Consider the following 25,165-nt stretch of genomic DNA (forward strand, 5'->3'; position numbering starts at 1 on the left):
ATTGTTATTTATGACGCTAAACCACCTTCTACCTACGGTCTTAGACAGCGTAGTAAACACTACGCTGACCTAATTTTTTAAATATGGTTTGTGCTCATCATTCAAAATATTTGATGTTCAAATACTTAAAGATAGAGACTTTAATTATTTTGCAGTACGATAAGGAACAGCATCGATCGTTAGACCAGGGCCCATCGTGCTAGACAAGGTAATTTTCTTAATGAAAGTACCTTTAGAAGTAGCAGGCTTAGCACGCTTTAGATCAGAAATAATCGCTTGCGCGTTTTGCTCGATTTGCTCAGCAGTGAAACCAATTTGGCCGATAGTTGCATGGATGATACCAGCTTTATCAACACGGTACTGTGCTTGACCCGCTTTCGCGTTAGTCACAGCTTCAGCAACGTTTGGCGTTACCGTACCAACTTTTGGGTTAGGCATTAGGCCACGAGGACCTAGGATTGTACCCAATTGACCAACAACACGCATAGCATCTGGAGCGGCGATAACAACATCAAAGTCCATGTTACCGGCTTTGATTTCTTCTGCTAGGTCTTCAAAACCAACGATATCTGCACCAGCTTCTTTGGCGGCTTCAGCAGCAGCACCTTGAGCGAATACAGCAACGCGTTTGGTTTTACCAGTACCAGCAGGTAAGTTAGTTGCACCACGAACCACTTGATCAGATTTACGTGGGTCAACGCCCAAGTTTACTGCGATATCAATAGACTCTTTGAATTTTAGTGCTGGCAAATCGTTTAGGATTTGAACTGCTTCTTCAAGAGTGTATTGCTTTTCGTTATCAATACGGCTTTGAATTTCTTTTTGACGTTTGGTTAGCTTAGACATTATACACCCTCCACGGTAATACCCATTGAACGTGCAGTACCAGCGATGGTACGGACAGCAGCATCAAGATCAGCAGCAGTTAAGTCTGCATTCTTGGTCTTAACAATTTCTTCTAGTTGTGCACGGTCAACTTTACCGACTTTAGCGGTGTTTGGTGTACCTGAACCTTTAGCAATACCAGCAGCTTTACGTAGTAAATACGCAGCTGGTGGTGACTTCATGATGAAGGTAAAAGACTTATCGCTGTATACAGTGATCTCAGTTGGGATCGGTAGACCTGGCTCTTGGCCTGAGGTCGCAGCGTTAAATTCTTTACAGAACGCCATGATGTTCACGCCTTTTTGACCCAATGCTGGACCAATTGGTGGTGAAGGATTTGCTTTGCCTGCAGGCACTTGCAGTTTGATGTAACCATCAATCTTCTTAGCCATGATACTCTCCTAAATGGGTAATAGCGCCAAATCAACGTGGTATATACCTAATTGACTAACAGCTCCCCGGTTGATGAACTTTTTGCTGGTTTAGTCTAGCTTTTCAACTTTGCTAAACTCAAGTTCGACCTGAGTCGGTCGATTAAATACGTTTACGGTCAAATGTAATTTAGATTTCTCGTAATCCACCTTTTCAACCAACCCTTTAAAGTCAGTAAATGGACCATCAATAACCAACAGCTCTTCGCCCGGCTCAAATAGCGTTTTAGGACGTGGGTCAGTTTCAGTTTGATTGAGACGATTTAAAATACGATCAGCTTCTACTTGCGTGATAGGTGCAGGTGTTTCAGGCGTACCGCCAATGAAACCCATGATACGGGGACAGTCTTTGACAATATGCCAAGTGTTGTCGTTCATTTCCATTTGGATCAATACATAACCTGGAAAAAACTTACGCTCACTCTTACGCTTCTTGCCGTCTTTCATTTCGACGACTTCTTCAGTAGGAACCAATACATCACCGAATGACTCAGCAAAGTCACTACGGTTAATACGATCAGTTAATGAACGTTGTACTTGCTTTTCATATCCTGAAAACGCTTGAACAATATACCAACGCATATCACGCTCCTGATCATTATAAATAAGTCGTTATAGGTAAATCTCTGTTACTAGTCACTAATACGTGCTACTAACCGATGAAAATACCAACGAACCAGTTAAAAAAGTTATCCAACAACCAAACAAAGAATCCAACAATGGCAATCATGACAATAACTTGCCATGTATATTGAAATGTTTCATCTTTACTCGGCCATGTCACTCGGCGAAGTTCAACAGCTGCATCTTTTAATAAAATTTTAAAAGCACGACCTTGATGCGTCAGCGCCAAACAGACTAATGCAAATACAACAAGGGCAACGATAATCCCAATACGAATCCAGACATCATTGGCTGGTTGCCAATAACCGGGTAGATATTGGTTGACTAAAGTCGCCCCTATCAAAACTGCTGCGGCAAGTAGCCACAAAATCACATCTTTTATTGAGCCAGTCTTAGCGACTTCAACGGCAGAAGTATTGACCGCTGATACATGCTTATCTTTAGACAGCATTCCACCAGTAACCGCCTTGGCATCAGATAACTTAGTCTCGAGGTTATCTTGATTATTGCTCATAAAGAACTCACTTCGGAGATGGTGGGGTACAACAAAGATATGATAAGAAGATGGCAGGCGATGTAGGACTCGAACCTACAACCCTCGGTTTTGGAGACCGATGCTCTACCAATTGAGCCAATCGCCTATGGGTGTAAAGGACAGCATTATACAATATTTATCGTAAAATGCAAGCCTTCAGAGATAATTTTTTATCTCGCTTTCCTCTGAATTAAGAGTCGTTATATTTATTAATTAGCCTTATAAAAGATTAATAATATGAATATACGATAAGAGGGAGCGCTAATATAACAAGGTATTTCGTAGATTACAATAGAAGAAGAGATAAATTCACTATTATTACTTGTAAAACCTTTATACAAAATAATATTAAAATCAGCATGGTTTAATTCAGACTTATACCCTCAAACCAGCTTACCACTCTCAAAGAAAAAGCCACCCTCAAATAGAGGATGGCTTTTTTATAACTAACTCAAACGCTCATTGCTGAGACTTAAGTCTTAGTTCAATACGTTAGCAACAACACCAGCGCCTACAGTACGGCCGCCTTCACGAATTGCGAAGCGAAGACCTTTGTCCATAGCGATTGGGTGGATAAGCTCTACGCCCATCTCAACGTTATCACCAGGCATAACCATTTCAGTACCGTCTTGTAATTGGATTGCGCCAGTTACGTCAGTGGTACGGAAGTAGAACTGTGGACGATAGCCGTTTAGGAATGGTGTGTGACGACCACCCTCTTCTTTTGACAGTACGTATACTTCTGCGTCAAACTTGGTATGAGGCGTGATTGAACCTGGCTTCGCTAGTACTTGGCCACGTTGTACGTCTTCACGCTTAGTACCACGTAGTAGTACGCCACAGTTTTCGCCTGCACGACCTTCGTCAAGCAGTTTACGGAACATCTCTACACCAGTACAGGTGGTTTTTTGAGTGTCACGGATACCAACGATTTCGATCTCGTCACCAACTTTAACGATACCAGACTCAACACGACCAGTTACTACGGTACCACGGCCTGAGATTGAGAATACGTCTTCGATTGGCATTAGGAATGCTTTGTCGATGTCACGCTCTGGCTCTGGAATGTAGGTGTCTAGTACGCCTAGTAGTTCTACTACTGCTGGCTCACCATACTTGTCTTCTGAACCTTTTAGGGCTTCAGTGGCTGATCCTTTGATGATTGGGGTGTCATCACCTGGGAAGTCATAGTCGTTCAATAATTCACGAACTTCCATTTCTACTAGTTCTAGTAGTTCTTCGTCATCAACCATGTCACATTTGTTCATGAATACGATGATGTATGGTACGCCAACCTGACGTGATAGCAAGATGTGCTCACGTGTTTGTGGCATTGGGCCGTCAGTTGCTGATACTACTAAGATTGCGCCGTCCATCTGGGCAGCACCGGTGATCATGTTTTTAACATAATCGGCGTGACCTGGGCAATCAACATGAGCGTAGTGACGTGCTTCAGTGTCATATTCTACGTGTGAGGTGTTGATGGTGATACCACGTGCTTTTTCTTCAGGTGCTGAGTCAATAGACGCGTAGTCTTTGGCTTCGCCACCAGAAGTTTTTGCAGCTACTGTTGCGATAGCAGCAGTTAGGGTTGTTTTACCATGGTCAACGTGTCCGATGGTACCGACGTTGACGTGTGGCTTGTTACGTTCAAACTTGGCCTTTGCCATGGGTAATTCCTCTTTTTTTGGGGTCAAATGCTAGGTTCGTATCAATACGATAACTCAGACAATCTTGACCACTTTAAGATAATTGTTAAAAGGTCGCACATACTAATGTGCAGATATTATAAGAAAATCACGACCAATAACAAGTCTTTTAACAAGTTATTGGCGGATTCTCTACTGACAACCTAAAAACAGGCTCTACATTGTCAGATTCAATAGACGTTTATTTACTCGTCATCATCTTTAGAGTTGAACTTAGAGATGATTTCAGCAGCAACTGATTTTGGAATTTCAGCGTACTTTTGGAATTCCATTGAGTAAGTTGCACGGCCTTGTGACATAGAGCGCATTTGAGTGGCATAACCAAACATTTCCGCTAATGGTACTTCAGCACGAATCTGTTTAGTACCGCCAGGTAAATCTTCCATACCCTGTACCAAACCACGACGACGGTTAAGATCGCCCATGATATCGCCCATATAGTCTTCAGGCGTTTCAACTTCTACTTTCATTACTGGCTCAAGTAGCGCTGGATCCGCTGCCATGAAACCTTTTCTGAATGCCATAGAACCTGCCATTTTGAACGACAATTCATCAGAATCGACGTCATGGTAAGAACCATCATACAAAGTTGCTTTTACGCCAACCACTGGGTAACCAGCAAGTACGCCGTTTTTCATGCGCTCTTGAATACCTTTGTCAACAGCACCGTGGAATTCTTTTGGTACAGTACCACCAACAACTTCTTCAGCGAATTCGTATTCAGTTTCGCCCGCTGGATCAAGTGGCTCAAGACGTAACCAAACGTGACCGAATTTACCACGACCACCTGTTTGACGTACGAATTTGCCTTCTTGTTCAACAGTATTACGAATCGTTTCACGATAAGCAACCTGCGGCGCACCGATGTTGGCTTCAACGTTAAACTCACGCTTCATACGGTCAACTAGAATCTCTAGATGTAGCTCACCCATACCGCTGATGATTGTCTGACCAGATTCTTCGTCAGTATGTACACGGAACGATGGATCTTCTTTTGCCAAACGACCTAAAGCGATTGACATTCTTTCTTGGTCAGCTTTAGTCTTAGGTTCAACCGCTAGACTGATAACTGGATCTGGGAATTCCATACGCTCAAGAGTAATAACGTTGTTTTCATCACATAACGTATCACCAGTGGTCACATCTTTCATACCAACCAAAGCTGCGATGTCACCAGTACGGATTTCTGCAAGCTCTTCTTGAGAGTTTGCCATCATCTGTACGATACGACCAACACGCTCACGCTTCATTTTAACTGGGTTATAAACACTGCTACCCTGAGTCATTACACCAGAATAAACACGGACGAAGGTTAAGTTACCAACGAACTTGTCGTTCATGATTTTGAACGCTAGTGCTGAGAACGGTGCCTCATCTGACGCTTCACGAGTGCCTTCAGTTTCATCTTTGTCATCAAGGATACCGCGAATAGCCGGTACATCCATTGGTGCTGGAAGATACTGAATAACAGCATCTAGCATCTTTTGTACACCCTTGTTTTTAAAGGCAGTACCACAAAGAAGCGGGATGATTTCGTTATCAATTGTCAACTGACGAATAGCGCCATGGATCTGCTCTACAGTCAATTCGCCGTTTTCTAGATACTCATTCATGAGATCTTCGTTTGCTTCAGCAGCGCTTTCTACAAGATATTCACGATACTCTTCCGCTTTTTCTTGTAATTCAGTTGGGATCTCACGCTCTTCATACTGCATACCTTGAGAAGCTTCATCCCAATAGATAGCTTTCATGGTAACTAGGTCAACAACGCCTTCGAAGTCATCTTCTTTCCCAATTGGGATAACCAATGGTACTGGCTTACCACCAAGACGGGTTTTGATCTGTTCGATAACACGATAGAAATCAGCACCAACGCGATCCATTTTGTTTACGAAAGCAAGACGTGGTACTTTGTATTTGTTCGCTTGACGCCATACAGTCTCAGACTGTGGCTGAACGCCGCCTACTGCACAGTAAACCATGCAAGCGCCATCAAGTACACGCATAGAACGTTCAACTTCGATCGTGAAGTCAACGTGACCTGGTGTGTCAATGATGTTGATGCGGTGTTCGTCAAACTGTTTTGCCATACCTGACCAAAAACAAGTGGTTGCCGCTGAGGTAATAGTAATACCGCGCTCTTGTTCTTGCTCCATCCAGTCCATGGTGGCTGCGCCATCATGTACTTCGCCAATTTTGTGGCTAACACCGGTATAAAATAAAACACGCTCAGTAGTGGTCGTCTTACCAGCATCAATATGCGCTGAGATACCAATATTGCGATAGCGTTTTAGGGGAGTTTTACGAGCCATAGTGTTTTCCTAGGAAAAGTCGTGTATATAATAATGTATTGTGTCTCTACCTCATACTCTATGACAAAGCGTTCAGCTTCGTAATATTACTTACTGATTATTGAGCCTAATATGGACAAAAAAAGAGCAAATACTAAGAATAGTGCGGTATCAAATTTGGGACGCTTTCTAATTAAAACAATACATTTTTAGAGAGGCATCTTGATAGATATCCGCCATCTCAGTTGCTAATAGATAAGTCCTACTCACAACTTTTTCAATGATGGCGGTAATCAATAGAATAAACAACAATGTAAGATCAATTGATATGAGTCAATAATCTCAGGCTACTATTAAACAGTGAGTATAAGAGTAGCTTAGAAACGGTAATGAGAGAATGCTTTGTTAGCATCTGCCATGCGATGAACTTCGTCACGCTTTTTCATAGCAGCGCCTTTACCTTCGGCAGCATCATTCAATTCGCCTGCTAAACGCAAAGCCATTGATTTTTCTGAACGCTTAGCAGCAGCTTCTGCCAACCAACGCATAGCCAAGGCAGTACGACGGGAGGGACGTACTTCCATTGGTACTTGGTAGGTTGCACCACCAACACGGCGAGCTTTTACTTCTACCATTGGGCGTACATTTTCAAGTACTTCTTCAAAGAAAGATACTGGATCTTCAACTTTGCGTTTTTCACTTACTGTTTCAAGTGCACCATAAACGATACGCTCAGCAGTAGATTTTTTACCATCACTCATTACATGGTTGATGAATTTTGCAACAGTTTGGCTACCAAACTTAGGATCCGGTAGGATCTCACGGGCAGCAACGACGCGACGTCTTGGCATAATAAATTTCCTTATCTTCAGGAGTGTCCAACATTCACAACTTTATATTTATCTATTAGACATAATAGAGAGTTGTCAGTTAGCCTTACTGCATGGTGGTATGTTTTAAGCATAAACAGCTGATATAACATTGTTGGTATATAAGTAGCTTTACTGCTAACACCGAACCCATGCACAGTTATTGGGTAGTACAAAAAAGCTTAGTTAATAACGTTTAGCTATTAAACTTTAGGCTTCTTAGCACCATACTTAGAACGACCTTGCTTACGGTCTTTTACGCCTGCGCAATCTAATGCACCACGAACGGTGTGATAACGTACACCTGGTAGATCTTTTACACGACCACCACGGATAAGAACAACACTGTGCTCTTGTAGGTTATGACCTTCGCCGCCGATGTAGCTTGATACTTCATAGCCTGAAGTCAAACGTACACGACATACTTTACGCATGGCTGAGTTAGGTTTTTTTGGTGTGGTAGTATATACACGAGTACATACACCGCGACGCTGTGGGCACGCTTCCAACGCAGGAACTTTTGACTTTTCCTTGATGGTTTTGCGACCTTTACGAATCAATTGGTTAGTTGTTGCCATAAGGCATCCTTCTCCCGTTTGGTATAAAACAAAAAAATGGGTTAATGCATCGTCCATCTGACAATAATGACAGACTTTAGAGCACCCATTTTTAGGACAGTGTATTATAAAGAGTTGTTGTTGCTAATTCAACCACTTATGAGTGATTGACCTTTACAACTTTTGATAGATATGCATTCCATCTACCTTTTCCTTACTGTACTTGCTCTGAGTAAACGATATATCAATAGAGATTCAGTAAATGGTAAGGTTATGAATGGTTTGAATACGGCAGTCAGCATTGTAACTAGAGTAGTTCACAAAGACTAAATGGCGACATTACCTTGTTTTTCAAGAGCTATAAGATAACATCGCCCATATTAAAGTAAATAAGTTTTAATGCTGTTGCGCGATTAAGAGATAAGGCCCAATAAATAGATGTGTCGTGTTTACTTCTTTTGCTTATCGGCAGTTTTATCTGTCTTACTTACTTTTTTGCTATCCGCTGCGTTAGCTGACTCATCCTTTTTTTTACTGTTTTTACTTTCACTACCCTTCTCGTCCGCTTTCTTATCTGTATCATCGGCACTTTTGTCTTCCGAGCTCTGGCTTTCAGCAGCCTTGTCTTCAGTATTTTGCTTTTCTTCTTTGCTAGAGAATTTACTGACTTCAGCTTCGCTCTTACTATCATCAGTAATAGCGCGGTTGGCAAGCTTTGCATCTGGTGCAAACGTCGCTTGCGCTACCCCAATGACCTCATCAATTAACTGGCTGTTATAACGTACACCTATCACAACTGCTGTAGCTGGTAGGAAACGGCGTATCCATGATAGATTGATTTGATCCAAATCAATGCCTACTTGGCTAGCAATACTGTCTATTTGTTGAGCATAAAAATTCACATTGTTGTTCTTCATGCCTAAGTTTTTAAGCTCATTGTGTAAACCACTGCTCTGGGCATTATCGAGCAAGCCTTTACCGATACCGATACCAGCGAGCAATGCTTGCTTTTCTTGCATTTTGCTCAAGTCGGCGTTCGCAAGTAGCTCATAAGCCATTTTCACACCTTGCTTACCAGTCAATGGCTTATTGTAGACGGCAGCTAGTTGATATACGGTACGTAGCGATACTAATAACAACCACAATGTATCAGCCAGTAGGCCTGGAAGTCCTGCCAAACCAGTCAAGCCACCGATGGCTGCCAAAGCACGGTTCTGATTGGCAATATCAGTGGCAAGTGCATAACGCTCTTCATCATCAAGATTGGCAATGTTGGCAAAACGATGTTGATTAGGCAAATCAATTTGGCTCCAATGAGCGGCCAATTTCGCCACTTGAGCAAATGCCCCATCGACCGTCGACTGGAAAAAGCTATTCGGTACCACTTTTTTGGCATATTTACCATAAGTCGCAAAACGAGTACCAAGTAATTGCTGAGTCGCTTTTAGTGTCTGTTCACGAAACAGATCTTGTTGATAGTCTTCATCGCCCAAATCGACCGCTTTATATTGACGCGGTTTGCTGGTTTTAGCGTTCATGGTATCAATCATCGCGCCCACGCGCTCTAAATTGTTGCGTGTGAAAGAGCCAACGGTACTGATACCTTTAGATAAAGAAGTCTGCTTTGCCATCGTGTTGTCCTTAATATGATGATTATTTTTACTTTATTATTTAATAATGAGTTTATGGAAACGATAAGTGTGCCATTCTAGCGAATCATTGCGGTCAATGTCAGTGCGAACAATGTTATTGCCCTCACCAATTTTGTATCTAAAAGTATAACTTACTTTATGGCTTTCACCATTGATGAATTACTTTTTTCAATTTACTTAGCGCAAAACTACACTTGCTTTAAGGATATAATGATACTGGCAAGATGAATAACTGGCTGACACTCTCTGTCATTAGTTACTTTTTCAAAAGCGTGCGATAGTAGCTGCTATTTTGTCATTATTTTGCACTTGCGCAAAGATTTTGTATGCTTGATACGTTATCATACGCCATCAGCTATAGCCTGATTGCAACGTCATTTGTATGAAGCCATCGTCAATGCCATGTTTTATGATGACAGCAGTCAAAGTTATACGCAGTTAAAGCTATGAAAGAAACATTTAACACTCAAGCGGCCTCTTTTAACATCTTATATAAGAGAGGCGCATTTGTGGTATTAAATGAAAAGTAGATCTTTAAAAACGATTATCAATAGTGATGAAGAAAATCATTACTCATAAGGAATAAAATATGCGCCGCGTTGTTATTACTGGGGCAGGGATTGTCTCTTGTATCGGACATGATTTGGCCACTGTTACTGCTGCTCTGAAACAAGGACAGTCTGGCATTACTTTCAATCCATCTTATGCTGAGCATGAGTTTAAATCACACGTTAGCGGTAGTATCGATCAATCGATGCTTGATACAAGCGGTATTGATCGTAAATTAAAACGGTTTTTTAGTGATGCCAGTCTCTATGCTTATGTCAGCGCCTTGAACGCGATTGAGCATTCAGGTTTATCGCTTGAGACTATTAATAGTAACCCACGTGTGGGTTTGGTAGCGAGCTCGGGCGGTGCATCGACAGAAAATATCGTTAATGCTGTGGATGCCATGCGCGAAAAAGGCCTTCGCGGTGTCGGCGCCATGGCTGTGCCAAAAACAATGGGCAGCTCGGTATCAGCAGCACTGGCAACTGGTTTAAAAATCCAAGGGGTTTCTTACTCTCTCGCTTCTGCTTGCGCAACATCGACCCATTGTATCGGTCATGCTGCTGAGCTTATTCAGCTAGGCAAAGCCGATGTGGTGCTGGCGGGCGGTAGTGAGTCTGAGCATTGGACGCAGTCTTGCATGTTTGATGCCATGGGTGCGGTAAGCACTCAATATAATGACACGCCAACGCTCGCATCAAGAGCTTATGACAAAGATCGTGATGGTTTTGTGATTGCTGCTGGCGGTGCCATGGTTGTTGTAGAGAGTCTTGAACATGCTCAAGCTCGCGGTGCCAACATTTTGGCCGAAATCGTTGGTTATGGTGCTAGCTCTGATGGTGCAGAAATGGTTGCCCCAAGTGGTGAAGGCGCGGTTCGTTGTATGCAGCAAGCGTTAGCTGAAGCAGGGTTAGAGAGCGTTGACTATATCAATAGTCATGGCACCAGTACCCCTCTTGGTGATATCACTGAGCTTAAAGCGATTGCCAAAGTGTTTGGAGACGATGCTAGTAAAGTGCCTCCTATCAGCTCAACCAAATCGATGACTGGTCACAGCTTGGGTGCGGTTGGTGCGCAAGAATTGATCTATTGCTTATTGATGCTACAAGAAGGCTTTATTGCCCCGAGTATCAACGTTGAACAATTGGATCCTGCAGCAGAAGGCTTTGATATTGTTACTCAAATGCGTGAAACCAATCTTGAAACACTAATGAGTAATAGCTTTGGCTTTGGCGGCACCAATGCAACCTTGATCATTAAAAAGTTTGATGCTTAAAAGATGCCTGTAGAAAATCACAATACCACTGAGCAGACAGATTCTGCCCCATCGCCAGCTACCATTCGTAGCTGGCGTTTTGGTGATCTGTCTGCTGCTGAACTGATACCGCAATTACAAAAGCATTTGTTGGCACAAAATAACGAGGCACTTTGGCAACTGGTTTGGCTAGACAATGATGGTCAGCCAGTCATTGGGTTGTTACCGAAAACAAGCTGGGTGGTCACCCCCAATTTTGAAACCCTATCTGATCAGTTGTCTGTCACTTATCAAGTGACGAAACATTGCCGCGATGTTTGTATCAATATTGATGATAGCGCTGCGATCAAAACTACGCAAATGAGTTATGCTAAGTGGCAGGATGAATTGATTGCCTACAGTCAAACCTATGAGAGCCTTAGCACTGATATAAAACAATCAGTTACCGTCAATCGAAAGCCAAATTATCATCATGGTCTGATAGGTTTTATTGGTTATGACATTGCCGCTTATGCATTAAGCCGAGTTGCTGCTATTCAACTGGCCGCGCAACCTTCTGCGGTATTGGGACACTATGATATTTATCTAATGCCAGCCGCACAAGATGTCACATCGGCTTGGACATTAACTGTCCATCAAACGGACGATACTTCTGATATAAGTGATGAGCGTCAGCATAAAAATACGCTTATGACAGCCCTTACCTCTTATTTGGACGCTTTTGATAAAACATTGTCTGACTCCAATAATTATATGGATCAAGCAACGCCTAAAACAGCCTTACAGCCTGTGCCTTTGGTCTTAAAGGCACAATGGGATAAACCCGATTATCAAATGGCGTTTGACCAAACCCAAAACTATCTACAACAAGGCGATTGCTACCAAATCAATCTTACTCAAGCATGGCAAGGCAGCCTTACCTATCAGGGTAATTCTGGCAAATCTCTATCAAGTCTTATGGACCACTTACCCAATCTCCAACGGAATACTCACGCACCGTTTGCTGGATATTTAAACGTTCAGTACGGTTATCAAACGTATGCCGACCCCAACCATCTTAAACAAGCAGCCAACGTTATTGAGCAAAAAAACACTTTTGAATTATTGAGCTGTTCGCCAGAGTTATTTTTTACTTTTATCAAAGACCGCAAAACGGGCAAACATCATATACGCACCAAGCCTATCAAAGGGACAATGCCTCGAGGCATCACCCCTGAACAAGACAATGCTTATAAACAGCAACTGATCAATAGTGAAAAAGACCGTGCTGAAAATGTCATGATTGTTGACTTGCTGCGCAATGATTTGGGCAAATATGCCAAAATCGGTAGCGTAAAAGTACCACAACTATTTGCCATTGAAAGCTTTAGCAATGTCCATCATATGGTCAGTACCATCACCGCTGAACTTAAAGCGGACACTCATCCATTGGCAGTATTATTTGGCAGTCTGCCTGCAGGCTCCATCACGGGCACACCCAAAAAACGGTCGGTTGAAATTATCTCTGAGCTAGAGGCTGCTCCGCGCGGCGCTTACTGCGGCACTATGGGTTATATGAATTTTGATGGTAGTGGTCAATGGAATGTCTTGATTCGTACCATTCAAGCCAATCATCCATTCGCTAATGGCATAGAGCAACAAGGACATGTTAGTTTGTGGGCAGGTGGTGGTATTACGGTTGCTTCTGATTGTGAGGCGGAGTATCAAGAGTGCTTGGATAAAGTGGGCAACTTGCTGTCAGTACTCGCTCAAAAATAAAGCCTGCACAATTAATATTGGCAGGCTCTACAACTGGTACTCATCAACATCACGTACGTTTGGGCTATTAATTATCAGACCAAATATTAAATAGTAGCGATCTCAGCATCCGCTTCTAATGCTTTTAAAGCAGTGATCAAACGCTGGTTTTGCTCGGCCGTACCAACCGTAATACGCAAATATTCATTGATACGTGGCTTATTGAAATGACGGACAATAATGCCCTGCTCACGTAAAGCACTAGCCACTGCACTCGCATTGCCACCTTTAGGACGAGCAAAAACAAAATTGGCATGGGATGGCAGCACGTTATAATCTAATGCCGTCAACTCAGCCGTTAGCGACTGGCGCAAATCGATGACTTGCTCACGCATTTGTGCAAAATAGTCGGCATCCAAGACACTGGCGGTAGCACCAGCTTGTGCCAATTTATCTAAAGGAAAACTGTTAAAGCTATTTTTCATGCGCGTCAATGCTTCGATTAATGAGGCATTACCAAAGGCCATGCCTACACGTAAGCCTGCAAGTGACCGTGACTTTGAAAAAGTTTGGGTGACAAGAATATTGTCATACTCATTAATAAGACTCACAGCTGATACCTGAGCGTCGACATCACCTTCTTTTATCTGAGCAAAATCAATATAAGCCTCATCAATCACGATTACGGCATTTGTGTGTTCGCTAGCAAGCTTGCGAATATCGGCGAGCGATAACAGTAGACCCGTGGGTGCATTGGGATTAGCGATGATAATGCCACTGCACGGCTGGCGATACGCATCTGGGTCAATACTGAAATCTTCTTCCAAGGCAATTTGCACCAAATCCACACCAAAAGTCTGTGCATACACAGGATAAAAGCTATAGCTGATATCAGGTGCCAATATAGGTCGCTCTTTTAAGAAAAAGCTTGCAAACACTAATGCCAAGACTTCGTCAGAGCCATTGCCGACGAATACTTGATTGGTATCAAGATGGTATGTTTCTGCCAAGGCGCTACGTAAATCATCAGACTCTGGCGCTGGATATAAACGCAAGTCGCTTGCTTGCTGCTCCAAAACTTTGGCGATTGCCTCCCCTACTTTTGGTGAAGGCGGAAACGGGTTTTCATTGGTGTTTAATTTGCATAAATTGTCATGTTGCGGCTGCTCACCTGGAACATAAGGTGACAAGTTACGTGCTTTAGATGACCAAAGTCTGGTGTCTATCTTTAACTCACTCATAAGTTATCCTACTATTCGCCACAAAAACCATTAAATATCAAAAGTAATTTTTAACATGCTTAGCTTATATTATTAAGAACGATAACGCGCCGAGCGAGCATGGGCTTCCAAATCTTCGCGCTGGGCTAAAATATCTGCTGTCTTCGCTAACGGCTTACTACCCGCTTCACTACAATAAATAAGAGAAGATTTTTTCTGAAAATCATAAACCCCTAAAGGAGAAGAAAAACGCGCGGTACCTGATGTGGGTAACACATGGTTCGGCCCTGCGCAGTAATCGCCAATCGCTTCTGGCGTGTGACGACCCATAAAGATAGCGCCTGCATGGCGGATATCATGAAGTAGCGCATCCGGTTCGTCCACAGACAATTCCAAGTGCTCAGGCGCAACGCGATTAATCACTGCCATGCCCTCTGCCCGATCTTTGACCAAAATAAGTGCGCCACGGTTTTGTAAAGAGTCACGGGCGATATCTGCTTTTGGCAATTCAGCCAACGCTTTTTCTATCTCAGTTGCAACTGCTTTTAATTGCGCTTCGCTAGTGGTGACAAAGATGGCTTGTGCAATACGGTCATGTTCAGCCTGTGACAATAAATCCATGGCCAGCCAATCAGCGCGATCTTGCGTTTCGCCCTCTGCATAAACCAATACCTCAGACGGCCCTGCAATCATATCGATACCGACTTGACCGAACACAGCACGTTTGGCTGCCGCCACATACTTGTTGCCAGGCCCTGTAATTTTGTCCACGGCTGGAATCGTCTCTGTCCCATAAGCTAATGCGGCAACGGCTTGGGCACCGCCAATGGTGAAGACGCGATCAACTTGCGCTAAATGAGCGGCTGCTAATACCAAGGGATTTAAAATGCCTTTAGGCGCGGGTACCACCATGATAACCTCGCTGACGCCAGCAACCTTAGCAGGAATAGCATTCATAAGCACTGATGACGGATAAGACGCTAGACCACCCGGTACATAAATACCGACGCGATCAAGCGGCGTGACTTTTTGACCCAATCGATTGCCCAGTTCATCCTCATACTGCCAAGTTTCTTGTACTTGACGTTCATGAAAGGTCTGTACCCTCGTGGCCGCCGTCGTCAGTGCCGTTTTGACTTCATCATCAAGGTTGGCAAAGGCGTCGGCAAGTGACTCTTTGGACAGCTCCAACTCTTGTATGGTGGTTGCTGGATGCTGATCGAACTGCTGAGTCAATGCCAATAATACGCTGTCTCCATCATGACGTACTTGCGCAATGATATCATCAACCGTCTTTAATAAATTGGCATCATTGACCGTTTCAAAAGCAAGCAGCTGTGTCAATTGACTGTCGAAATCGGCGTCTTGAGTACTGAGTTGGCGCATGACTAAATCCTGTGTTTGAGCCTATTATATGACTATAAAAAATGAAATTTCAGGAAAAAATAGAAAGTAATAAGGGCGATTTACCCATGTATTTATTATGATCTGACTCTGATTATACTGAGCTTTTATTTTCAGGCAAGTAAATACAACAAAACCAGTTTAGCACGCTATGTCTACCATAGAACGCCAAACTGGTTTAAAAATTTGTATAACAACGCTTTGTATTATCAATGGTTACCACTGACTCATGAAGCGTTAGCAATACTGTTTTTAAAGCTATCTAAAATTGGTTCAAGTAACGCAAATTTACGCTTATAACTGACTTGATTGACGATCAGGCGTGAAGAGACATCGCAGATATGGTCTCGTGCTTCAAGACCGTTCGCGCGCAACGTATTGCCAGTGTCAACCACATCGACAATTAAATCACCTAATCCAACTAATGGCGCAAGTTCCATAGAGCCATAAAGCTTAATCACGTCCACTTGCTGACCTTGGCTCGCAAAATACGCGCGCGCCACATTGACGTATTTGGTGGCAATACGCAAACGACGATTGGGCAATGGCGCATCTTTGACACCAGCGGTCATCAGCTTACATTGAGCAATCTGCAAATCTAATAACTCATAAACATGATTGGCACCATGCTCTAGCAATACATCTTTACCTGCCACACCAAAATCAGCCGCCCCATGCTCTACATAAGTGGGTACATCACTTGCACGTAAAATCAATACACGCACATTGGGATTGGAGGTCGGAAAGATAAGTTTGCGCGAGGCCTCAGGGTCTTCTAGCAAATCAACGCCAGCCGCACGTAGCAGTGGCATCGTCTCTTCTAAAATACGGCCCTTAGATAAGGCCAACGTTAACCCAGAAAACGTATCATTTACTTCGTTTAATAAACCACTGGCAGGTATTGGTTTTGTTGCTTCAGTCATAATGGCATCATGTCCATATATAGTGATTGTCCCCGCTGACCGAGGACTGCTAATTTTTTAATGATAAAAACATATAGTGGCAATAAATATCAAATGCCTAATCGATTTATAAATATTAATCGTTAGTGTTGATACGTTTGATGTTCACACCAAGACCACGTAATTTATTTTCAACATCTTCATAACCACGATCAATGTGATAGATACGGTCAATTAAGCTATCACCTTCAGCCGTCGCTGCTGCCATGACCAATGACATCGATGCACGCAAATCGGTTGCCATAACAGGTGCTGCGGTAAAGTTCTCAACCCCTCTGATCACTGCCGTATGACCATCAACTTGGATAGACGCACCCAAACGGTTAAGCTCTGGAACATGCATATAGCGATTTTCAAAGATATTTTCGATAATCGTACTAGTGCCATCAGCCAAGCAGCAAATCGCCATCAGCTGCGCTTGCATATCCGTTGGAAAACCTGGATGCGGGCGAGTACGGATATCAACAGGTTTTGGACGTCCTGTCATCTGCGCACGAATCCAATCATCACCTGTCGTAATCACAGCACCCATGGCTTCAAACTTCTCAAGTACTGGATGCAATAAAGACGCTGTGGTCTTTTTGGTCAATACATCACCGCGAGTCATCAACGCGCCAGCAAGGTAAGACCCAGTTTCGATACGATCTGGCACCACTGAATACTCACAACCATGAAGACGCTCAACCCCTTCGATAGTCATGGTAGCGGTACCAATACCACTTATTTTGGCACCCATCGCAACCAGCATATTGGCCAAATCAACCACTTCTGGCTCAAGGGCACAGTTACCTAACACTGTCGTACCTTTGGCAAGGGTAGCCGCCATGATTACGTTTTCAGTACCACCAACCGTCACCATATCAAATGAGAAATGACAGCCGATTAGTTTGCCGCCTTTTGGCGCTTGCGCTTTGACGTAACCGTTCTCGACACTAATTTCAGCGCCCATCGCCTCAAACGCTTTTAAATGTTGATCGACAGGACGTGAACCAATTGCACAGCCACCTGGTAGTGACACTTCTGCTTCACCAAAACGTGCCAGCAATGGTCCTAACACTAAAATCGAGGCACGCATGGTCTTAACTAAGTCGTATGGCGCATAGAAATTATCGATATTTTTGGTATCACAAGTGACCGTATCGCCCTGCTTTTGGATGTTAATACCCATACCACCAATCAATTCAATCAATGTTCGCACATCTTGCAGCGATGGTACATTATGTAACGTCGTTGGGGTCTCAGCCAATATCATGGCTGCAAGCAATGGCAATGCAGCATTTTTGGCGCCTGAAATAGTAACTTCCCCTGCGATACGACTACTACCAGTGATTAAAAATTGATCCATAGAAATGACAACCTAGCGATGAGTATAACAATAATGAAAAACAAACCCTTTATGACCAACTACTTAGATAGCTGATCTAAAAAGTTTGAAACGATAAGTGGCGATTTAGCCTTTTGATTGAACATCCCACTCTGCAGGGGTTAATGCTTGGATATTGAGTGCGTGAATATCGCCACTCGCAATTTTGTCGTTGACCAACGCATAAACCGCTTGCTGACGCTGTACGGTACGTTTGCCTTCAAAACTGGCATCAACGACGCGTACATCAAACTTATTACCTTGGTTGGCAGCCTGAATAAAAGCGTCTGGGAAATGAATCTGTAAAAATGCAATCAGATCGTCAGCGTTCATGCTCATAGAATATTCTGCCTTAAATTAGAATAGAGTATAGATTTAAAATAGTCGCCATTATAACAAGAGTTTGCATATCTTACAGTACTGTCTTGTGCAGCGATATAGGTAGTAACAGTCGCGTGTAAGGCCAGCAAAATTTCCGTTACTGATATTTAGGTAAGCCACTTAATAGGAATTGACTATTACAGCCTCTTATCCAAATACGCTAACACCTGCGCTCGCACATCATTAACCCAGCGTAATGGCGGCGCCATCGCACCGATACTGGTGGCATGACTTGCTCCTTTGATTACGCCATTATCGACTGTGACGCCAGCTGCTTTTAGTGCTTCCGTCATTTTAATGGCATTGGTATCATAAACAACTTTGTCTTTTTCAGCCGTTAGCAACAAATACGGTGGCTGCTTACCTTTAATTTGACGATCTGGCATTACCTGATCTGGTGTTGCGTTAGGGCCAAAGGCGGTTGCACTATCAAATTTACGGAAGTCATAACTATAAGGGCCAGCAATGCCAATCACAGCGCTAATATCTGTGGGCTTCATGCCGTATGGTGCTAAAAAATCCTCATTGGCAATGGCGGCGACAGCATTGAAGGCGCCTGCTGAATGCCCTATTACTGCCAACCGATCAGGATCTGCGTAAAAGCTATTGGCATTGTTATGGCTCCATGCAATTGCTTGAGCGGTGTCTTTCACATAATCAGGGTACACATGGCTAGGCGCTTTACGGTAATTGATGACAGCCGTAACATAACCTGCTTGCGCCAAACTCTGTCCAACAAAAGCATATTCTTCTTTGCTACCATTTTCCCACGAGCCACCATGGACGAAAACCACCATTGGATAAGTCTGAGTAATGGCACTTTCCGCTTTCATTGCTTGCACCAACGGTTTCGGATAATAGATATCCAAATCCTGTAAGGGTTCATCACCATACAAGATGTCTTTACTTACCCCAACACCACCATTGGTCGTGATACCGTTGACAACAGCAAGTGCCGATAAAGCTTGGGCTTGTTGCGTTGCTAAAACAACGCCGCCTATCGCGAACGCCGCTGTAATACCAGCCTTTGTGATTGTACGTGTTTTAATCTTCGATGTAATTTCATTTACGCCATTCATAACCAGTGTTTCCATTATATGTATGTAACTAATGATTGGCAGAGCGATGGTCACGTATTATTTTGTTCTATTTGATTTGAACCATGTCATCTACTTTTACCATACGTATTTTACGTTCTGACTGACGTTTTATCGTGTTTTTACTGTTATCCGTGTTTAGTGTTATTGTCAGTAAAAGATTGATAATACTGATTAAAAAACCTCTCAAAAACAATATTGCTCTAGATCTGATAACAAACAACAGGGTAACAAATGAGGTGGCAATAAATCAAAAAACCGTCATGGCCGATTTTGACATCATGACAGTTTTGTATCAATGACCCATTTTCGCCAGTGACTGGATTTTATTGATTCTGATAAAGGTCGATATATTCGCTTGATGACGACTGATCGACTCTCGCCCCTTCCTCTGTAACAATGATTGGCGTTGCAGTGCTTGCAGTGCTCGTGGTTTCTGGCACGGCACTATTATCCACATTCGATACAGCCGATCTTTCTGCCACTGGCGCAGGATTGGCCAAATTGTCTTCATACATAATATCGTCTTCGCTTATCTTGACTCCTCTATCATCCACGACCGTTGTCAATAGTACCAACTCCGTTACACCAACCGTGCTATTGGCAATATCAATCAAGTGACTTTGCTGAGTGGGTGTCACACGCCCCATAATATAAACCACACCAGCGTTGGTTACCGCTTTAACTTGGGAGGCTTTCACACCATCACTGGAGGCCACTTTTGCCATTAATTTTGAGGTAATATAACCATCGTGGACTGTTGAGCTGTAACCTTTTGAGGCACTAACGTCCAACTCATTATAAACACGGCGTACATCTGGCATAGAGCTGACGACTTTTTCTACTTCTTCTTTGATCGCCTGAGTGGGTACTTCACCTGTTAATAATACCTCACTATTGAAGCTATCAATGCCCATGCGACTGGTTTGCTGTAGATCTTCTTTTAGACCGTACACGTTGATTTTGACCGTATGTTCGATACTACGATCTAGCAGACGCTGCGGTATGGTACGCTCCGTCATCGGTACACCATACGTACCTTCAGTACTGTTGGTTAGATAGTTGGTAGTACAGCCAGTACTAATCACAGTAGCCACTAGCATAACGCCTATCGCAGTACGACGTGATGAACCAAAAATAGCAGGGCGCAAATGCATCCGTCTCATGATTTACCTCTTAGAGCAGGGTTGTGAGAATTGTAGAGAATCAATTAAGCGAGTAAGAATTCACTTATCGCGTTAACTCAGCTACTTTACTGAATTTTTATTCATGGCGGTTAGGTTTTTAGTAACGGTGACTGACGGTCAGGCCGATTTTATCTTTTAAAAAAAGTGATAGTATTCCCCTATCACCATGCGCTTGCGACAAAAGCCCCTTGCAACCACTCAGGTTGATTGTCCACCAATTGTCCTTTGGACGACATTTTAGTTGACGTATTATAAGCAATTACATCAAACCGGCAGTCATACTGCGCATACTCGGGATGCTGCTGCAAAAAATATTTGGCCGTTTTAATCACTTTGCGCTGTTTGCTGGCAGTGATACTGAGCGCGGCATCACCAAAACCTGAACGTTTACGCTGGCGCACTTCAATGAATACCACTGTGGGCCATGCTGGGCCTGTCTCAAGCATCACCAAGTCTAATTCGCCCACTTTTGGCTGTTGCCAATTTTGGGCAATCAAGCACAGTCCTTGCGCCTGCAAAAACGCACACGCCTGCTGTTCAAACTGGCCACCTTGACGTTGTTTTGGTGACGTTAAAATCAAGGTGCTACAGGAGGGCTTGTGGTTTGCCATAATGGTTGTGGGTCTAATCAACATTTCAGAATTATCATAGCACAACATGCTAAACTAACCACTTTTGCGCCATCTGTATCTACTTACGTTAGCCATGACTATTGTATTATTTGCTCATTCATTATTTTATTGAGACAAAAAACCCATGCTAACCATAGATTTAACGGTGCCTACTATTTTTAATATTTTTTAATCATTCGAGGTTTTCATGTCTACCCCTACTGCGATGCCAGCTTGTCTCTATATTGTTGCCACGCCGATTGGTAATCTTACTGACATGACACCGCATGCAATCGATATTTTAAAACAAGTGGCTATTATTGCCTGCGAAGACACCCGCACTTCAGGCAAGCTCTTGTCACATTTTGGTATTGATACCCGAGGCAGTAAAGCGGACGATACCGAGTCAGTGAGTCCTGATGCCGATGCTGATACTGGCGTAAAACAAAAAGGACATCACAAGCTTTGGGCCTATCATGAACACAATAGCGCCATTCAAACCCCTAAAATTATTGAGATGATCCAGCAAGGTCACTCAGTTGCTTTGATCAGCGATGCAGGCACGCCTTTGGTGAGCGATCCAGGGTATCAACTGGTACAAGCAGCGCACGCGGCAAAGGTGATGGTATCACCGATTGTTGGTGCTTCTGCTGCCATTGCCGCATTGTCAGTGGCAGGGCTGCCGTCTGACCGTTTTAGCTTCATTGGTTTTTTACCTGCAAAAACACATGGTCGCCAAAAGCAGCTTAATGCGTTGCAGACCCGTACCGAAACCTTGATATTTTATGAAGCACCGCACCGTATCATTGCCAGTTTGGAAGACATGAAAGCTGTATTTGGTGCAGATCGTGAGGTGACTTTTTGCCGTGAGTTGACTAAGACGTTCGAAACGGTTCGTAAAAGCACACTTGGCGACTTGGTTGAGTTTGTAAAAGCTGATGACAATCAGCAGCGCGGTGAAATCGTGGTGGTAGTGGCTGGCATGAATGTCGCGCAAGATACCGATGATATCAGTGTTCATGATAAGTTATTAGAGCGTCTGTTAGAAGACTTGTCGGTTAAAAAGGCGGCGGCATTGGCAGCTGACATCACAGGTGTCAAAAAAAATGCCCTGTATCAGCGTCTGCTTGAAATCCAAGCTTAGTACGGTGATGCACCACACTGCTCACAATAAAATGTAAAAAATGGGATATATAAATTCATTGAAAAGGGGTAAGCAATGTACGATGTAATGGCAATAGGTAATGCTTTGGTTGACCACGAATACTTGGTGTCGGATGCGGCATTAGAAGAGATTGATTTAACAAAGGGCAATATGACGCTGGCAGGTTTTGAAGAACAGCAGCAATTGCTTGCTTACTTCAAACTTTCTGAGATTGATCCATCAAAACAAGCAGGTGGCGGTTCAGCTGCCAATACCATGTATGCTTTTGCCAGCCTTGGTGGTAAACCTTTTTATGCTTGCCGTGTCGGTGATGACGACCAGGGCGCGTTTTACCTCAGAGACTTACATGAAGCTGGCGTTGCCACCTCAGATAAGTCTATTCATGACGGCGGTGTGACGGGCTCTTGTGTGGTCGCAGTGACCGAAGATGGTGAGCGTACCATGCAAACCTACCTTGGCACGTCAAGCGATATCACAGCTGACAATGTGGATTTTGATGCGCTGACACAAGCAGACTGGTTATATATAGAAGGCTATCTGGCCATGTCTGAAAGCATCCAACCTGCAATGACACAATTACGTCAACAAGCAGGCATTCATGGCGCAAAGATCGCTGTGAGCTTTGCAGATCCTGCTGTGGTAAAGTTTGCCAAAGACGGTTTGCTCAATATACTCGGCAACAAAGTAGCGGTGATATTTTGTAATAGCGAAGAAGCCAGATTATTCACGGATAAAAAGCAACTTAAAGCGGCGGCACGCGCCCTACTTGACTATTGCCAAACAGCGGTGGTGACCGATGGTGCCAATGGTGCCATCATCGCCCATAAGCCTGATACTGAGTCAGATATCGAAGTCTATGAGGTTGCGACTCCTGTGGTGGCCAATGTGATTGATACCAATGGCGCGGGTGACAATTATGCGGGCACATTCTTGTATGCACTGTCTCAACACTATACCTTGCCAGAATGCGGACGCCTTGCCAGCGAAGTATCCGCACAAATCATTCAGCAATTTGGGCCACGCTTAGCCTCACAAGATTATAAAGACATTGCTCAACGCGTGCTTTCTGCTTAAAATCGAGACACGTGTTTCTCGTCCTAAATAAAAAGCCCATATCAAATCGAGGTGGGCTTTTTATTGGTGAATTAGAATGACTTAAATAAACTGGCTAAATCCGTATATTTTCGTATTAAGTGGTAGACAATGCTTGCTCAAGATCGGCTTTGATGTCATCTATGTGCTCGATACCAATTGACAGTCGTACCATGTCTTCAGTCACGCCTGCCTGCTCTAGTTCCTGTCCATTCAGCTGACGATGCGTGGTCGTCGCTGGATGACAAGCTAGAGATTTGGCATCACCGATATTCACCAAACGAGTAATCAGCTGCAAAGCATCAATAAAGCGCGCACCAGCTTCCAGACCGCCTTTTACCCCAAAGGTTAAAATAGCAGAAGGCGTGCCTTTCATATATTTTTTGGCAAGCGCATGTTCAGGATGGTCAGACAAACCTGCATATTTCACCCAAGCAACTTTGTCATGGTCGCGCAAATACTCTGCGACGGCTTGCGCGTTTTGTACATGACGCTCCATACGTAGGCTCAGCGTCTGCATGCCTTGCAAAATACTAAAAGCATTTAATGGACTCAGCGCCGCACCTGTATTACGCAATGGTGCCACACGTGCGCGGGCGATAAAGGCAGGTGCACCCACATCTTTGACAAAATTTACCCCATGATAGCTGGCATCTGGCGTGTTCAATAGCGGGAAACGCTCTGGATAATCGCCCCAAGCAAACGTACCACTATCGACAATCGCACCACCAATCGACGTACCCGTGCCGCTCATATATTTAGTCAACGAGTGCACCACAATATCCGCCCCGAACTCAAACGGACGGCATAGCGCAGGCGTCGCCACCGTATTGTCAATGACCACAGGGACACCGTACTCATGAGCGATATGACTAAGTGCTTGAATATCAACAATGTTACCTAATGGATTGCCAATACTCTCTGCAAACACCATTTTGGTTTTGTCATCGATTAAATCACGAATGGCTTCTGGGTTTTTGTGATCAAAAAAGCGCACCTCGATGCCTTGGCGCGGCAATGCATGCGCAAATAAGTTGTAAGTACCACCATATAATGTTGATACGGCAACGATATTATCGCCTGCTTCACAAATGGTCTGGATCGCGTAAGTGATGGCAGCCATACCTGAAGCCACTGCAAGCGCGCCGATACCGCCTTCAAGTGCCGCAACCCGCTCCTCTAACACAGCATTGGTCGGGTTCATGATACGAGTATAGATATTGCCCGCAACTTTTAAATCAAATAAGTCAGCGCCGTGCTGAGTATTATCAAACGCATACGAGCTGGTATGATAAATAGGTACGGCCACCGCTTTGGTCGTTGGCTCCACACTATAACCGGCGTGAATCGCTAGAGTTTCGAGACGCTGCGTTTGCTCTAAGTTTTGGGTTGATTGCTCAGCTGCTTGTTCATCACTCATCGTACATTCCTTTGTATTGATCAATCATTATTAGTGAATAGCATATGATTTAAAAATATCTTCAAGACACTGTCTGCCAAATCATAGCAATAAAAAAAGCTGAGTTCATCATAACTCAGCTTCTTTATTAAAAGAACAGCAAAATATTCATCTCTTAATGACGAATACT

The 25,165-nt window shown here is 43.6% G+C and carries 22 protein-coding genes and 1 tRNA gene; 4 read left to right on the forward strand and 19 right to left on the reverse strand.

Annotated elements, in window-relative coordinates; all coding sequences use genetic code 11:
- Positions 1-144: 144 nt before the first annotated feature.
- The 10 genes from rplA to A3K91_RS12215 all read right to left on the reverse strand — a co-directional run bounded on the left by rplA (position 145) and on the right by A3K91_RS12215 (position 9,532).
- Positions 145-846, reverse strand: a complete 702-nt coding sequence (gene rplA / locus A3K91_RS12170) for a 50S ribosomal protein L1 (protein ID WP_062845507.1) — start codon at positions 844-846, stop codon at positions 145-147.
- Entirely contained in the window at positions 846-1,277 is a 432-nt protein-coding gene (gene rplK / locus A3K91_RS12175) for a 50S ribosomal protein L11 (RefSeq protein WP_058025423.1), read from the reverse strand. The genes rplA and rplK overlap by 1 nt, the downstream gene beginning before the upstream one ends.
- 90 nt (positions 1,278-1,367) lie before the next feature.
- On the reverse strand, positions 1,368-1,898 hold the full coding sequence (gene nusG, locus A3K91_RS12180) for a transcription termination/antitermination protein NusG (RefSeq protein WP_010201718.1): 531 nt from the start codon (positions 1,896-1,898) through the stop codon (positions 1,368-1,370).
- Between the two features lie 70 nt (positions 1,899-1,968).
- A complete protein-coding gene (secE, locus tag A3K91_RS12185; RefSeq protein ID WP_062845508.1) occupies positions 1,969-2,454 on the reverse strand; it encodes a preprotein translocase subunit SecE in 486 nt (161 codons plus the stop codon).
- A 51-nt stretch (positions 2,455-2,505) separates the two neighbouring features.
- A tRNA-Trp gene (locus tag A3K91_RS12190) sits at positions 2,506-2,581 on the reverse strand.
- A gap of 373 nt (positions 2,582-2,954) precedes the next feature.
- Positions 2,955-4,145 carry an elongation factor Tu gene (gene tuf, locus A3K91_RS12195; protein ID WP_062843867.1) on the reverse strand — a complete coding sequence of 397 codons (1,191 nt, stop codon included), beginning with the start codon at positions 4,143-4,145 and terminating at the stop codon, positions 2,955-2,957.
- Positions 4,146-4,369: 224 nt separating this feature from the next.
- On the reverse strand, positions 4,370-6,496 hold the full coding sequence (fusA, locus tag A3K91_RS12200; protein ID WP_062845509.1) for an elongation factor G: 2,127 nt from the start codon (positions 6,494-6,496) through the stop codon (positions 4,370-4,372).
- Between the two features lie 356 nt (positions 6,497-6,852).
- Positions 6,853-7,326, reverse strand: coding sequence for a 30S ribosomal protein S7 (gene rpsG, locus A3K91_RS12205; protein ID WP_062845510.1), 474 nt, complete (start codon positions 7,324-7,326; stop codon positions 6,853-6,855).
- Positions 7,327-7,547: 221 nt separating this feature from the next.
- Positions 7,548-7,922, reverse strand: coding sequence for a 30S ribosomal protein S12 (rpsL, locus tag A3K91_RS12210; protein ID WP_011281154.1), 375 nt, complete (start codon positions 7,920-7,922; stop codon positions 7,548-7,550).
- 428 nt (positions 7,923-8,350) lie between these two features.
- A complete protein-coding gene (locus A3K91_RS12215) occupies positions 8,351-9,532 on the reverse strand; it encodes a DNA-directed RNA polymerase I subunit RPA34 (protein WP_062845511.1) in 1,182 nt (393 codons plus the stop codon).
- 610 nt (positions 9,533-10,142) lie between these two features.
- Between A3K91_RS12215 and A3K91_RS12220 the strand changes: the two genes are divergently transcribed.
- The gene (locus A3K91_RS12220) at positions 10,143-11,378 is read left to right on the forward strand and encodes a beta-ketoacyl-ACP synthase II (RefSeq protein WP_062845512.1); all 1,236 of its coding nucleotides are present in this window, start codon (positions 10,143-10,145) and stop codon (positions 11,376-11,378) included.
- A gap of 3 nt (positions 11,379-11,381) precedes the next feature.
- A complete protein-coding gene (locus tag A3K91_RS12225; RefSeq protein ID WP_062845513.1) occupies positions 11,382-13,115 on the forward strand; it encodes an anthranilate synthase component I family protein in 1,734 nt (577 codons plus the stop codon).
- 86 nt (positions 13,116-13,201) lie between these two features.
- On the opposite strand, the gene hisC is transcribed toward A3K91_RS12225, so the two are convergent.
- From hisC to A3K91_RS12265, 8 genes are all read right to left on the reverse strand, one after another.
- Positions 13,202-14,335 (reverse strand): histidinol-phosphate transaminase, encoded by a 1,134-nt coding sequence (gene hisC, locus A3K91_RS12230; protein ID WP_062845514.1) that lies wholly within the window; start codon positions 14,333-14,335, stop codon positions 13,202-13,204.
- A 72-nt stretch (positions 14,336-14,407) separates the two neighbouring features.
- Positions 14,408-15,700 (reverse strand): histidinol dehydrogenase, encoded by a 1,293-nt coding sequence (gene hisD, locus A3K91_RS12235; protein WP_062845515.1) that lies wholly within the window; start codon positions 15,698-15,700, stop codon positions 14,408-14,410.
- Positions 15,701-15,945: 245 nt separating this feature from the next.
- Positions 15,946-16,641 carry an ATP phosphoribosyltransferase gene (gene hisG / locus A3K91_RS12240; RefSeq protein ID WP_062845516.1) on the reverse strand — a complete coding sequence of 232 codons (696 nt, stop codon included), beginning with the start codon at positions 16,639-16,641 and terminating at the stop codon, positions 15,946-15,948.
- Between the two features lie 115 nt (positions 16,642-16,756).
- Positions 16,757-18,025, reverse strand: coding sequence for a UDP-N-acetylglucosamine 1-carboxyvinyltransferase (gene murA / locus A3K91_RS12245; RefSeq protein ID WP_062845517.1), 1,269 nt, complete (start codon positions 18,023-18,025; stop codon positions 16,757-16,759).
- Positions 18,026-18,130: 105 nt separating this feature from the next.
- Entirely contained in the window at positions 18,131-18,376 is a 246-nt protein-coding gene (locus A3K91_RS12250) for a BolA family protein (protein WP_208855394.1), read from the reverse strand.
- A 185-nt stretch (positions 18,377-18,561) separates the two neighbouring features.
- Positions 18,562-19,503, reverse strand: a complete 942-nt coding sequence (locus A3K91_RS12255) for an alpha/beta hydrolase (RefSeq protein WP_062845519.1) — start codon at positions 19,501-19,503, stop codon at positions 18,562-18,564.
- A gap of 344 nt (positions 19,504-19,847) precedes the next feature.
- Positions 19,848-20,687 (reverse strand): BON domain-containing protein, encoded by an 840-nt coding sequence (locus A3K91_RS12260; RefSeq protein WP_062845520.1) that lies wholly within the window; start codon positions 20,685-20,687, stop codon positions 19,848-19,850.
- 182 nt (positions 20,688-20,869) lie between these two features.
- Positions 20,870-21,367 carry a YraN family protein gene (locus A3K91_RS12265; protein ID WP_062845521.1) on the reverse strand — a complete coding sequence of 166 codons (498 nt, stop codon included), beginning with the start codon at positions 21,365-21,367 and terminating at the stop codon, positions 20,870-20,872.
- 160 nt (positions 21,368-21,527) lie between these two features.
- Here A3K91_RS12265 and rsmI point away from each other — a divergent pair, with 160 nt between their 5' ends.
- Entirely contained in the window at positions 21,528-22,463 is a 936-nt protein-coding gene (rsmI, locus tag A3K91_RS12270; RefSeq protein ID WP_062845522.1) for a 16S rRNA (cytidine(1402)-2'-O)-methyltransferase, read from the forward strand.
- A gap of 75 nt (positions 22,464-22,538) precedes the next feature.
- Positions 22,539-23,558 (forward strand): adenosine kinase, encoded by a 1,020-nt coding sequence (locus A3K91_RS12275; RefSeq protein WP_062845523.1) that lies wholly within the window; start codon positions 22,539-22,541, stop codon positions 23,556-23,558.
- A 115-nt stretch (positions 23,559-23,673) separates the two neighbouring features.
- Here the strand turns inward: A3K91_RS12275 and A3K91_RS12280 are convergent, their stop codons facing one another.
- The gene (locus A3K91_RS12280; RefSeq protein WP_062845524.1) at positions 23,674-24,996 is read right to left on the reverse strand and encodes an O-acetylhomoserine aminocarboxypropyltransferase/cysteine synthase family protein; all 1,323 of its coding nucleotides are present in this window, start codon (positions 24,994-24,996) and stop codon (positions 23,674-23,676) included.
- Positions 24,997-25,165 lie beyond the last annotated feature (169 nt).

This window comes from Psychrobacter alimentarius (assembly GCF_001606025.1).
GTDB classification, from domain to species: Bacteria; Pseudomonadota; Gammaproteobacteria; order Pseudomonadales; family Moraxellaceae; genus Psychrobacter; species Psychrobacter alimentarius.